This is a genomic window from uncultured Flavobacterium sp. (genome assembly GCF_951805225.1).
Lineage (GTDB): Bacteria > Bacteroidota > Bacteroidia > Flavobacteriales > Flavobacteriaceae > Flavobacterium.
Map to the genome: position 1 here is coordinate 4,279,530 of NZ_OX638201.1, position 13,103 is coordinate 4,292,632.

The 13,103-nt window shown below is 32.2% G+C and carries 17 protein-coding genes; 2 read left to right on the forward strand and 15 right to left on the reverse strand.

Annotated features, from left to right (window positions below):
- From WN975_RS17955 to WN975_RS18025, 15 genes are all read right to left on the reverse strand, one after another.
- The gene (locus WN975_RS17955) at nucleotides 1-453 is read right to left on the reverse strand and encodes a nucleoside 2-deoxyribosyltransferase domain-containing protein (protein ID WP_337967687.1); all 453 of its coding nucleotides are present in this window, start codon (nucleotides 451-453) and stop codon (nucleotides 1-3) included.
- Between the two features lie 4 nt (nucleotides 454-457).
- Entirely contained in the window at nucleotides 458-1,189 is a 732-nt protein-coding gene (locus WN975_RS17960; RefSeq protein WP_337969003.1) for a metallophosphoesterase family protein, read from the reverse strand.
- A gap of 33 nt (nucleotides 1,190-1,222) precedes the next feature.
- Complete coding sequence (locus WN975_RS17965; protein ID WP_337967688.1) at nucleotides 1,223-1,825, reverse strand: macro domain-containing protein; 603 nt, start codon at nucleotides 1,823-1,825, stop codon at nucleotides 1,223-1,225.
- 123 nt (nucleotides 1,826-1,948) lie between these two features.
- Nucleotides 1,949-2,503, reverse strand: a complete 555-nt coding sequence (locus tag WN975_RS17970) for a 2OG-Fe(II) oxygenase (protein WP_337967689.1) — start codon at nucleotides 2,501-2,503, stop codon at nucleotides 1,949-1,951.
- Between the two features lie 15 nt (nucleotides 2,504-2,518).
- Nucleotides 2,519-3,358, reverse strand: a complete 840-nt coding sequence (locus WN975_RS17975; RefSeq protein WP_337967690.1) for an ADP-ribosylglycohydrolase family protein — start codon at nucleotides 3,356-3,358, stop codon at nucleotides 2,519-2,521.
- A gap of 42 nt (nucleotides 3,359-3,400) precedes the next feature.
- The gene (locus tag WN975_RS17980; protein ID WP_337967691.1) at nucleotides 3,401-3,955 is read right to left on the reverse strand and encodes an RNA 2'-phosphotransferase; all 555 of its coding nucleotides are present in this window, start codon (nucleotides 3,953-3,955) and stop codon (nucleotides 3,401-3,403) included.
- Nucleotides 3,948-4,595, reverse strand: coding sequence for a DUF4291 domain-containing protein (locus WN975_RS17985; protein WP_337967692.1), 648 nt, complete (start codon nucleotides 4,593-4,595; stop codon nucleotides 3,948-3,950). The genes WN975_RS17980 and WN975_RS17985 overlap by 8 nt, the downstream gene beginning before the upstream one ends.
- A gap of 70 nt (nucleotides 4,596-4,665) precedes the next feature.
- Entirely contained in the window at nucleotides 4,666-5,136 is a 471-nt protein-coding gene (locus WN975_RS17990; RefSeq protein ID WP_337967693.1) for a macro domain-containing protein, read from the reverse strand.
- A 106-nt stretch (nucleotides 5,137-5,242) separates the two neighbouring features.
- Nucleotides 5,243-6,184, reverse strand: coding sequence for an ADP-ribosylglycohydrolase family protein (locus WN975_RS17995; protein ID WP_337967694.1), 942 nt, complete (start codon nucleotides 6,182-6,184; stop codon nucleotides 5,243-5,245).
- 7 nt (nucleotides 6,185-6,191) lie between these two features.
- Nucleotides 6,192-6,719, reverse strand: coding sequence for an NADAR family protein (locus WN975_RS18000; RefSeq protein WP_337967695.1), 528 nt, complete (start codon nucleotides 6,717-6,719; stop codon nucleotides 6,192-6,194).
- Between the two features lie 76 nt (nucleotides 6,720-6,795).
- Nucleotides 6,796-7,626: a TIGR02452 family protein gene (locus WN975_RS18005; protein ID WP_337967696.1), complete on the reverse strand. Its 831-nt coding sequence runs from the start codon at nucleotides 7,624-7,626 to the stop codon at nucleotides 6,796-6,798.
- The gene (gene prs / locus WN975_RS18010) at nucleotides 7,623-8,450 is read right to left on the reverse strand and encodes a ribose-phosphate diphosphokinase (RefSeq protein ID WP_337967697.1); all 828 of its coding nucleotides are present in this window, start codon (nucleotides 8,448-8,450) and stop codon (nucleotides 7,623-7,625) included. The genes WN975_RS18005 and prs overlap by 4 nt, the downstream gene beginning before the upstream one ends.
- 75 nt (nucleotides 8,451-8,525) lie before the next feature.
- Entirely contained in the window at nucleotides 8,526-9,218 is a 693-nt protein-coding gene (locus WN975_RS18015) for an NUDIX domain-containing protein (protein ID WP_337967698.1), read from the reverse strand.
- A 111-nt stretch (nucleotides 9,219-9,329) separates the two neighbouring features.
- Nucleotides 9,330-9,701 (reverse strand): PKD domain-containing protein, encoded by a 372-nt coding sequence (locus WN975_RS18020; protein WP_337967699.1) that lies wholly within the window; start codon nucleotides 9,699-9,701, stop codon nucleotides 9,330-9,332.
- 121 nt (nucleotides 9,702-9,822) lie between these two features.
- On the reverse strand, nucleotides 9,823-10,728 hold the full coding sequence (locus WN975_RS18025; RefSeq protein WP_099709880.1) for a LysR family transcriptional regulator: 906 nt from the start codon (nucleotides 10,726-10,728) through the stop codon (nucleotides 9,823-9,825).
- Nucleotides 10,729-10,813: 85 nt separating this feature from the next.
- Between WN975_RS18025 and WN975_RS18030 the strand changes: the two genes are divergently transcribed.
- Both WN975_RS18030 and WN975_RS18035 read left to right on the forward strand, forming a co-directional pair.
- Nucleotides 10,814-11,578, forward strand: a complete 765-nt coding sequence (locus tag WN975_RS18030; RefSeq protein ID WP_337967700.1) for a type 1 glutamine amidotransferase domain-containing protein — start codon at nucleotides 10,814-10,816, stop codon at nucleotides 11,576-11,578.
- A 94-nt stretch (nucleotides 11,579-11,672) separates the two neighbouring features.
- Nucleotides 11,673-12,830, forward strand: coding sequence for an iron-containing alcohol dehydrogenase (locus tag WN975_RS18035; protein ID WP_337967701.1), 1,158 nt, complete (start codon nucleotides 11,673-11,675; stop codon nucleotides 12,828-12,830).
- The last annotated feature ends 273 nt before the right edge of the window (nucleotides 12,831-13,103 follow it).

Consider the following 13,103-nt stretch of genomic DNA (forward strand, 5'->3'; position numbering starts at 1 on the left):
TTATTTAAGTAAATTTTGTATTAACTCTTCCAATGTTTTAAACTGTTCTATTGCATATCTTTCACATACAATATCAATATTGCCTTTGCGCCAAAAATTTTCTTCAACAACGACTTTCATTTTATTCGATTGTGCATAAAGTCCAAACTCAAGCAAAGATATTGGCGACATTGTATCTCCGGCAAAATACATAATAACAATATCTGCATTTTCTAATGCGCCAAGTTCCCAATTTACTTGCTCCTTGAAATCGCTATTTTCTATCGTTTGTGACCAACTGCTATCCCATTCATTTCTTCTTGGGTTAAAAATAATATAATCGTTTTGTAGCAATTCTTCACATTTTTTCTGCCAGTTTACAGCTTTATCCATTTCGATAGAACCAGCAAGAAAAATTGTTTTGAAATCATTTTGCAAAGGAATTGTTTCTGGTGCTTTATAAACTCTTTTCATACTTCTATTTGTTTCTGCCTTTTTCTTTTGGATAAAAGGATTGCACTATTTCACTTTGCCAAAATGCTTTTGTTTCAACATCAATACAACTTAATTTTCCGCAAAAACCTGCTCCGGTATCAATATTCCAAATATTACAACCTTGCATTGGAATATCAATATTATAATGAAGTGTTGGCGTATGACCAATATAAATCTCATTATAAAGCAATAATCTTTTAGGATATGAAAGTGAATCTTTCTGGATTCTCTTGTCCATCGTCAAAGCCATTTCCCAAAGTGTTCTGTCCCAGGAATAATTTGTTTTGTAATGTTCTTTTTCCGGACCATGCATAGACGAAAAACCTGCGTGAATAAACAAATTATTATCCTCATCTACAAAATAATCTTTCATATTGTCAAAAAACTCAAGATGCTTTTCTTTAGACAACTGATCAATATTCTGATAACTTTCGATAGTTGATTTTCCTCCATGCAAAAACCAAATATCATTTATTACATCATTCATCAGCCATTCGTGACACCAAACATCATGATTTCCTCTTATAAAAATGCAATCTTGTCTTTGAGATAATTCGATAAGAAAATCAACAACTTGAGCTGATTCGCTCCAACCATCGACATAATCGCCAAGAAAAATAAGTCTGTCAGTTTCTGTCATCTCAACTCTCTCCAACAATTGAACTAAAGCTTGCAAACCTCCGTGAATATCTCCAATAACTAATGTTCTCATTATATTTATTTATAAATGAAGTAGTGTTTTTGTTATTTAATAATCCCAGATTAGTCCTTTTTCGTTTAGTCTATATTGGTACTTTTGGGTATCGCCGAAAGTTTCATATTCTTTATAATTTCTATTTATAATTTCATCATAAGCCAAAAACATTTGATTAGAAGCAATATGAAAAGGCATTCTTCCGCATCCGGTACATAAACCCGGAATTGTGACTGTTTCTATTTTAGGATTATTTATACAAGCTATCAAAATTGCTTTCATAGCTAAAAAAGCATTTACTGAAGTTGCAATATTAAAGCTCATCGGAACTCGCATAGTTGGAGCTGAAATTAAAAAAGGAACTTCATTATCTCCTGTTTCTAATGTGATTGACCTTCCAATTAACAGTTCTCTTTCATCAAGTTGAGCAATTTTTGCTTGTAGTTCATCCTGCAAATGCCATCCAAATCTTTCTGACAAATGCCAATCTAATCCGCCGTCCATGAATCCAAATGAATTTGCCGGACTTACAACTGCGTCAGATTTTATTTTTGTAATATCTCCTTTTATTATACTGACATTCTCACATTCTGAAAAATCATTTCTCCATGAATTGCCAAGTTCATCCTCTAAGTAAACTAATTTTATATGCAGCATATTTTTTGAATTAAAATTGAATGTATTTTTCGATCAATTCCTCAACTCTCTCCAACAATTGAACTAAAGCTTGCAAACCTCCGTGAATATCTCCAATAACTAAAGTTCGTTCATCAATTAAATCTAATCTTTAAGTTTATACATAATATCACTTCTTAAAACATACTTTATCCCCGAAATCAGAGCCGTTCCTTCATGACGCTGACTATGTTCAAAAATAAGCGCAGTTCCTGTTTTAGGCGTAATAATTTCACCCGAAGCAAATTTTGTTTCTCCGCCCTCATATATTTCATTCAAATAAATGAGAAATGTATAATAACTAAATTCCGACTCACTTCGTTTATAGCTTCCATCGCGGTGCATTTTAAAACGCTGACCTGGATTATACTTGTAAAACCTGAACATTTCATTTAATCCCGTGGCTGTAGTGTTTGCCACTTCAGACTTAACATAAGGCTTCAGTTTTTGCCAAAAGAAAGATGCATATTCATTATCCTGATACATGATACGTTCGTTATTACGCACCATTTTCATCATTTTCTGTGCTCCGTCAATATTTACTCCAGCTTCTTCAAAACCAATTTGCTCACTTTTCTCTATTAATTCATTACATTCATCAACAGTAAGAAAATTGTCGATCGTATAAATTTCCAGTGTATCATTAATAATGTTTAGCATAATTATACATTTGAATTAATTAAACTTATTATCTAGAGCTGTATCTAATTTTATCAGAAAATCTTTCCCGAATTTATCATTCTCTAAACCTTCGTATAAGAAAGTAGGCAACGTTTTATCACAATTTTGTTTATGACTTAAAATTGCCATACACAAAGCAGCGACAGTATCAGTATCTCCGCCATAATCTATACTTGTTTTTAAACAATCGCTCATAGAATTCGCTTCCGAAACAATTTTAATAACAGATTGCGTCGTTGGATATCCGTGCATATCTATTGGCGAAGTAATCTTATAGGTTTCGTTTTCCTTCAAAGTTTCATTCAAAAACGGAATCAAAGTTGTTCCATCACCTAAATTATATTTAAAATAATGAACCGCCAAAGCAATACGTTTCGCACAACTAATTCCTTCGATTGTATGATGAGAAGTTTTTGCCTGAATTTCGCAAAACTCCATTAACTGATTAATATCTTTTAAATATCCTATAGAATACGCTCGCATTGCAGAACCGTTTCCGTTACTGCCATTATCTATTATTTTGATAAAATCAGCTCCATTTTTACTTGCGTCCAAAGCATTGTAAACCCGATCTGAATATCCTCTTCTTTTATCTCTGTGAAAAACTTCGACAAACTTATCTCCAACTTTAATCTCGTTCCAATTATCATCTTCTAATAACAATTCCGAAATTGCAATTGCCATTTGAGTATCGTCTGTATATCTTTTATAAATCTCCGTATAAAGTCCGTGTTTATGATATTGAGTCAAATCGTTATTTTGAATAATAAAATCTAAATCTCGAAATTCAAAACCTGCACCATATGCATCGCCTATTGCTGCTTCTAGTATCATAATTATTGTTTTTGGTTGTTAATTTGAATGTGGTAATTCTGTTTAAGATTTAAACTCAATGTATTTTGAAGGAACTTCGTCTGTCAACCACACATTATTTTCGGATAAATAAAACTTAAATCCGTCTCTATACATATCGCCACTTCTTACGGTTAGAATTTGAGGAACTCCCCTTCTTCCTCCTACTTTAATCGCAGTTTCACGATCTTTCGAAAGATGAACATGTTGACGACTCATTTTTTGTAAACCTTCTTTTTTAATGTCTTCTAAAAATTTTGCAACCGTTCCGTGATATAAAAATTCCGAAGGTTCTGCTTCATTCAGGTTTAATTCTACCGAAATTGAATGTCCCTGACTTGCTCTTATTTTCGTTTTATCTTCATTAAAAGCAAAACGTTTTTTATCATTATTTTCTACAACGTAATCTAAAAGTTCTACAGTCATTTGATTTTGACTTCCTCTATTATTGCATTTTTCAATTAGTTCTTCAACATCAGCCCAACCATTTTCGTCTAATTTTAATCCGATGGTTTCTGGTGAATGTCTTAAAACCAGACTTAGAAATTTGCTTACGCTCTTTGCTATTTTCTCATTCATGATTTCCAGAGATTTGTAATTTCTTATTCAATTCTTCATCTTTAAAAAGAAAAGGTTTTTCAACGGGAACTAACAAATTTTCCAATTGTTGATTCTGCACAAAATAGTATTGCTCTTTTACAAAATCTGTAATATTTTCAATTAATATTATATCTTCTTTGACAAAAGTTTTTACAAAATCATCTCTTAAGCCAATCTGAATAGCTCTTCTTTCAAGCTTATTTCCGTAAGGATCATGATCAGGATCCCATTGCAATCTTACAGAAGATGTTTTGACCTCATTTTGCCATTCTTCCCGACTCATTCCAAGTGAATCATCATAAGTGGAATAAACTGCATTTTGTAAATACTTATTGAATGCTGAAATTTTAAGATGAATTGCCAAAACAACTTCTTGTCCTTCTTTAGTTCCCCATCCGTTTCGATACATCATCCAAAGAAAATTAGGTTTAATCCAAGTCATTCTGCTAAGACTAAATTCTCCTCCAAAAAACTGATTATTCGCCGCAAATTCGCCGATTTCTTTTCTATAAGATTGATAAACTATTATTTCTTCCTCGTCATATTGAGCCATAATGTGATAGCCTGATTTTGGCCATTCTGTTATTTGCTCATCATATTTTTTTAATTCTATTTTCATTATATTTTGTACACAATATCTTCATTGTGTTATTTTTATTTTTAACTAAACAGTTTGATTTTTATTCTTTCTAAAAATCATAAACGGTTACTTCAACATCATTATTAGAAAGTGTTTCCAAAATAATAGGTTCTACCATCTCCCACTTTCCGCCTGCTAAACCACAACCAATTCTAGGCATATGAATAGTCGCTTTGTTATCTTGCGCAAAAAGAGCAACTTGTTTTAAACCTTCTTCAATAGCATCATATCTAATTGGCGCATTTCCATTCTCGTCCTTGTTAATTTTGTGTTGGCCAATTAAATTTGCTACCCAAAGATCTTCTTCAACCTGAACGAATTGAACTTTCCCCAATTCAAAATCATCCTTTGATTTAAACCATTCTCTATATTGATTTTCTGGTTTTTTCCATCTTTTAGAAATAGCTATTACAAATCCTTTTCCCCAACCTCCAATGTCATTGCAAACGTGAACGATTAACTTATTTTCTGATGCTTGAGGAGATGTCGCATCACCTTTTATATATTTAATATCTTTCATTTATCTATTTTTATCAAACGTTCCTACGGAACGTAAACAAAACTCCTTACTATTAGTTCTACCGATGAAATGTTCCTATGGAACAAAAAAAATGTATTTAGAATTTTTAATTTTTCAATTCTAAAGACAATCGTTTGCACAAATCATCAATATCATTTTTTCTTGCTAATACCGAAATCCACTTTTCAGGAATATTTTCAATTCCGTAATAAATACCGGATAAACCTCCAGCAATTGCTGCAGTTGTATCTGTATCTTCACCTAAGTTTACTGCTTTCAAAACAGTTTCTTCATAAGAATTACTATTCAAAAAACACCAAAAACTAGCTTGTAAACTATCAAGTACATATCCTGATGAGTGAATATTAATTTCTGGATAAGTCGAAATATCATGAAGCAAAACTCTATCAAACAATTGAATTTCTATTGGATTAAATTTCTTATCGCTTAAAAAATCAGAAACAATCTTTTGCATTCTTGTATATGCTTCTACCTTATCATTTCCATTTAAAATTTCTAAGCAATAAACGACATATATAAAACAAGCAAATACGGAACGAAAATGTGCGTGAGTAATAGACGATACTTCCTTTACTTTTTTGTAAATAACCTCAATATCTCTTTCATTTTGCAGATAAAAAGCTAAAGGTAAAATTCTCATCAAAGAACCATTTCCGTTATCTTCTTCATAAAAACCACCACATAATTCCGGTTCATATCCTTTCCCAATATTATGAATTGCATGTCTGGTCGCAATTCCAATATCAAAAACTTGTCCGTGTGGCGTCCATAATTCTGCATTATACCATTTCACAAAATTTCTGGCAATATCAAATAAATCAAAGCCTTTACACAAACTTTCGGCTAAACAAAAAGCAAGTGAACTATCATCGCTCCATGTTCCTGCTGGTTGGTGATGTGTTCCAAAACCTATCATTTCAGAAACAGGATTTTCTTTTAACTCAGATCTTGAATAGAACTCAACCGGAACACCCAAAGCATCTCCAACCGCTAATCCAAACAAACCTGATTTTATTTTGGTTTCCATAATTCAATTATTCCAATTCATCCCTAACTTCCATCAAGGCAAAACCTAACAAATTCAAGCCTTTCCATTTCTTCGGATTCAAAACATCCGAATGATCACTTGCCATACCAATTCCCCAAATTGCATCAACTGGACTTGCTTCTACAATAACTCTGTCGTTTGTATTTAGTAGAAAGGTTTTTAGCTCTGGATTCTGACTGAATTTATGAAAATTACCTTCTTTCACAATTTCAAATCTCGCGGCTAACCAAAGAGTTTCATTATAATTCTTCACTTCTCTTCCTAATTTTTTGGCTTCGGCAGGAGATTTAGCCAAAAGGATTTTCTTCAAAACTTCATCATCTTTAAACAATTCGGCTTTCTTGGCCATCATCCAGTGTTCTGCAGTTTTATAAGTCACTTTATCAACTTCAAAAGAACTTAACCACCATTGACTGAAACAGGTTTTAGAAATACTTCCGTCTTTATTTGGTTGATGTCCCCAGAAAAGCAAAAACTTACTTTCCGGAGCTATATTATCTATGTTATATTTCATTTTTCTAATTTTTAAATTAAGATTCTAATCCATCTCACAATTCCAAAATATCATTTTCCTTGTCAACTGATTTCATCTAAATAGTTTGTTCTCTAAAAGCACTTTCAAAATACTTAAAACTTGATTTTTTTTCAGAACTGCTCAACACAGCAAAAACTATTTTTTTAAAAGCTCCCGCATATTTTTCCGAAATAATTTCTTTGAATAAACTTGCTACATCATTTGGCTCATTTCTAAAAACACCACATCCCCAAGCTCCCAAAATCAGCGTATCAACTTTTTGCTTTGAAGCAATTGCCAATACTTTGTCCATTCTTTTTCTAAAGACCTCTTCTGTTTCAGCAATTTCTTCCTTTCTATTATGTTGCAACATCGCGCCTTTGTTTGGTGCCGGTGCTGTAATTATATCTACAACTAATGGTTTTTCAAAATAATCCCCATTATCATCATTCCAAAACAAAACATTCGGACTATAAATCATGTAATCTGAATATAAAAACGAAGACTGATTTTTATTAAAATCATACATTGCTTTGTCTTTGATTTGCGTTGCATAAAGATTTGAAGATCTGGCCAAACTTTCTTCTTGAGCAGAAGCGCCACCTAAAAATCCACCACCCGGATTTTTTGCAGAAGCGAAATTCAAAACACCAATTTTGCCATTCTTCTCTTGAAAAATTGCTTCAATTGTAGAACAATTTTTCGCAATAATCTCTGTTTCAAATTTATTTTCAATTGGAATATCTAAAATTGCATTCCAATCATTTGGTGCAATTGTAAACGTATTATTTAAGGATTCTTCTAATTCCTTTTCTATAGCAATCTTCTTTTCATTATACTTATAAAAACCATTTTTTATGATTTCTAAAGTGTTATTTGCTATTTCTACTCTATAATTTTTACTCATAATTTCAATTTTAGAACCTCGACATTTTCACCTTCGAAATCTTTTACTGAATTAGTTGTAAATATTTTATCAAAACAATTCAAAACTTCAAAACCTTTATTGAAAATTCCGTGGCTTACTGCCAAATACAATTTTCCGGCATTTTTCTTTTTTAATTCTTCGGCTAAGCCAACGAAAGTTCCTCCACCATCACAAATATCATCAACGATTAAACAATCGATTCCGTTTAAATCATCTTCATAAACTTTAAATCCAGATAATCTTCCGGTTTTTACATCACGACTTTTACTACATTCTACAACATCTACTCCGCCTAAAAACTCAGAAACTTTGTAGATTTTTTTCAAAGCGCCACCATCCGGAGAAATTAATTTTAGGTTTTCGCCAACGACTTTTAAAACATCTGCAATAAAAGTATGATTCGGAATCACCTCGCAATTGTTTACCAAAGCCGGAGTAACCTCAGAATGTGCATCAAAAACAAAAACTTTATTCAATTGAAGCGCATTGATAATATCAGCATACACTTTTACAGAAAGAGATTCGCCTTTGATCATCACACGATCTTGTCTTGCTGCCGGAAAATAAGGGATAAAAAGATCAATTACTTTAACATCCATTCTGCGCAAAGCATCTACCGTAATACACAACAATCCTAAATCGTTGAATGAATTTAATCGGTGTGTGATTGTTACTTTTTGATTGTGATCAAAATCAGGATTAATTTTAATGTGAGGTTCTCCTCCAGAAAATGTAAAACTTTGAAATTTGATTTCTTCCTGATTAGTTATAGGAGTGAATTTTGGGTCTAGGTTAAGTATCATAGTTTTTATAGTTTGCGTTAATTATACGCAAATGTAGAATATTCTTTTTAATAAACAATTTATTTTGTGTAAAAATTACGCAAACTTTATTTCGAAGTGAAAGCCTTTTTCAATTAACTGATTATATTTCAATTTATTAAACTTAAAAAGTTTTGCAGGACGACCGCTTTTTATTGGAGAAAAATGATCTGTTTCTTCTAAAAACCCATAACTGAGGATTTTTTTTCTGAAGTTTCGTCGGTCAATTTCTTTTTCTAAAATTGTACAATAGAGATTTTCAAGATCCGAAAAAAGAAATTCATCCGGAAGTAAATCAAATCCGATAGGTTCGTAAGTAAGTTTAGATTTCAATCTCGAGATTCCTTTTTCAAGTATTAAATTATGATCGAATGCTAAAGGTGGAATTTCATCAATTTTAAACCATTGTACTTTTTCGGCATCAGTATCCGCTTTTATTTCCAAATTTGAAGCATCGACCAAAGCATAATACGCAACCGAAATTACACGGTTTCTGGAATCTCTATAAATATCATCTCCAAACGTGTAAAGCTGTTCCATAAAAGTCAACTTTACATTGGTTTCTTCATGCAATTCTCTAATAACGGCATCGGTCAGAGATTCATCTTGTTTCACTAAACCGCCTGGTAAAGCCCAATATTTTTCGGCTGAACCAAATTGCTGTTCAATTAAAAGTACGTACAAATTGTTGTTTTTATATCCAAAAACAATGGCGTCAACAGCAATTCTAATATTTTGAAAATTTTCCATAGTCCTAAATCATATCAAACAAATATAACGAAGAAGAGCCAATTTTATAATCTATCACCAAGTAATAAATTATAAAATTGACTCTCTCAAAAATCCTTATTTTTTATCTTTTTAATTCACAGTAACACTTTTCTTTGGGCTTACAGTACAACTTCCTCCTCCTTTAGTAATATTTACATCGGCTTTAACTTCATATGTTCCTGCAGCCGCGTATGTATGAGCTACCGTTCCCGTCGCACTATTTACAGTTTGAGCCGGAGTTCCGTCGCCAAAAGTCCATTTTACAGAAGTTACAGTATTACTTCCGCTATATTGTATATGATAATTGATTATCTTAGAATTAGTTCCATCTGCTGAATGTTTTAATTCTGTCAAAATTGAATCTCCAAAACAATCTACTATCGCTTCATCATCGTGTTTACTACAAGAATTATTCATAAAAAACACTGTTACCAGAATTAAAACTGTTGTAATCTTTTTCATAATCATACATTTTTAGTGGTTTATCTCTCAAAAATATTCTTTTAAAAGGTAAAGTCAAAACAAAATGGAAGAAAATTCTACTATTTTTAAACGGTGTTTTATCGCTAATTATAAATTTAAACTACAATCTATTGCCAAAAAACAACTTTAATTCTTTAGAAATAATATCAAAAAACGAGTTCAAATTATTGTTTTTAGCGCTCAATAAATACACAAATTCTTCAGGTACGTGAAAACTATTCCACAATAGTTGTAATCTGTTCTCTTTAATATATTTTCTTGCATTACAATTCCAGGTTATCGCAACACCTTCATTATCGACCAACATTCTAAGCATTTCAGATTCTGACGGAATAATATAATTAGGAACCATCGCCGGACGTTTTTTATTAAAAGCATGCAACCAGAATAATTTTATATGCGGAATTCTGGCGTCATGACTGTACCACTTTTGCTCATTCAGCCACAATTCTATTTCAGTATAATTGTCGGCTTTTAATTTCTGACGGAAATCTGTTGCATCCAAACTTACTGGCGCAACCATTATCAGTTTAATTTTTCCGACGATTTCGTAAATCGTATCAAACGTATCAAATCTTTTTGTTGTGATGGCGAAATCAAGTTTTTTAGCATCAACAAGTGCAAAAAGCGCATCGTTGTCTGCAAAGGTAAAATCGATCAAATCAAATTTAGCAATCAACAAATTACCAACACAATTAAAAAGATCTTTAGAAATACCAACCGATATTAACCGGTTTGCATCTTCGGCTTTCGCCCGAAAAGTATTCTCAACATTCTCCAGTCGATCAAGTGCATCAATAATCAAATTATTGAGTAACTTAGCGTATTCGGTTGGTTCTACGCCTTTTGACTTTCGATTAAATAATTTATTTCCAACATGAGCCTCCAACATGGATATTTGCTGACTTACAGCAGGTTGACTCATAAATAACTCTTTTGCGGCAACAGAAAAATTTCCGTTTTTATAAACCGCTTTAAATGTTCTGTACCATTCGAGATTTACCATGACATAAATATATTTATAACAAACATAGTTTATTTTATTTTTACAAATATCACTTTAGCCGTAAATTTGACAAAAATTTAAACTTATGAAGAAAATAGCATTACTTACGATTATAGCATTCGCAGCTTTTAGCACATCAGCTACAGCTCAAAAATCAACTAAAAAAGGTATGAAAAAAGTATTATTTGTTGTTACCAGTAACGATAAACTGGGCAATACAGGCGAGAAAACAGGATTTTGGTCAGAAGAATTTGCTGCACCATATTATGAATTATTAGATAAAGGAATCGAAATTACAATTGCGTCGCCACTTGGAGGTCAACCGCCAATTGATCCAAAAAGTGTAGATCCTGCATCGGCAACTGAAGACACAAAACGTTTTGATGCTGATAAAGTTTTACAGGAAAAATTAAAAAACACACATAAACTTTCGACTATTAATCAAAAAGATTATGATGCAGTTTTCTATCCTGGAGGTCACGGACCACTTTGGGATTTAGTCGAAGATAAAAGTTCAATTGCTTTGATCGAATCTTTCTACACGCACAAAAAACCGGTAGCTTTTGTTTGTCATGCTCCGGCAGTTCTAAAAAATGTAAAAGTTAATGGTGAATTTTTGGTGAAAGGCAAAAAAGTAACCGGATTTACAAATGAAGAAGAAGAAGCTGTAGGATTAACTAAAGTTGTTCCGTTTTTATTGGAAGATGCTTTAACTCAAAATGGCGCTAAATTTTCTAAAATTGCAAACTGGCAGCCATATGCTGTTGAAGACGGACTTTTGATTACAGGTCAAAACCCAGCTTCTTCTAAATTAGTAGCAGGGAAATTATTAGAAAAATTGAATAAATAATAAAGGTACTAAGTTGCTAAAGTTCTAAGATTATAAATATCTTAAAAAAAACTCAGAACCTTAGCGTCTTAGGAACTTAGAAACTCTAAGAAAAATGTTAAACTTTGAATTATACAATCCGACGAATTTAATCTTCGGAAAAGGACAAATTGAAAAACTTTCGACTTTAGTACCAAAAGATGCTAAAATTTTATTGGCATATGGCGGTGGAAGTATTTTTAAAAATGGAGTACACGAACAAGTAATCAACAACTTAAAAGGTTTTGATATTGTAGAATTTGGTGGAATTGAACCAAATCCGCATTTTGAAACGTTGATGAAAGCGGTTGAAGTTATCAAGGCGGAAAAAATTGATTTCATTCTTGCTGTTGGTGGCGGATCTGTTATTGATGGTGTGAAATTTATTTCGGCAGCAGTAAACTTTGACGGAAATCCGATTGATATTTTACAAAAACGTATGTTGATTAAAGAAAATGCGGTGCCTTTTGGAACTGTTTTAACTTTGCCTGCAACAGGAAGTGAAATGAATTCGGGTTCTGTAGTTACGATTAAAGCTACTCAGGAAAAACTTGCTTTTGGCGGAAGCGCATTATTCCCAAAATTCTCTATTTGTGATCCAACTGTAATTGCGTCTTTACCAAAAAGACAATTGCAAAATGGTGTTGTTGATGCGTACACACACGTAATGGAACAATATTTAACATATCCTCATGAAGGTTATTTACAAGATAGAATTGCTGAGGGAATTTTACAAACTTTAATTGAAGTTGGTCCAAGCGTGGTTGAAAATCCAACAGATTATGCTTTGGCTTCTAATTTTATGTGGAGTTGTACAATGGCTTTAAACGGATTAATTCAAAAAGGTGTTCCATCTGATTGGGCAACGCACATGATTGGTCATGAATTAACGGCTTTATACGGAATCGATCACGCGAGAACTTTGGCGATTATAGGACCAAGTTTGTATAATGTGATGTTTGAAACTAAAAAAGGAAAACTGGCACAATACGGAAGAAGAATTTTCAACTTGACAGGTTCTGATGATGAAGTTGCAAAAGAAGCAATCAACAAAACAGTAGAATTTTTCCATACTATGGGAATGGATACTAAACTTTCGCAATACACAGATGATTATTCTGAAACTGCCGATTTTATCGTGAAACGTTTCGACGAAAGAGGCTGGAAAGGTCTTGGCGAAAACCAATTGGTAACTTTAGACAAAGTAAAATCAATTGTTGAAATGAGCTACTAGTTCATAGTCTCGGTATTTAGTCTCAGTTAAAAACTGAAAACTGCGACCGTAAACAGTTACTAAAATATTAAAATCAAAAAAGGCGTTCTTAAGTTATTTAGGAACGCCTTTTTAAAATACTAAAACAAAACTAACTAACTCAATTCTTATTAAACTCATTTAAAATTCTAATTTATAATCAGTTACAACGTAATAGTATAAATATTATTGTATAAATAGTAAATTATTTTTTTATTATTTTAAAACACCTTGAAAACCATCATAATTAAAGGG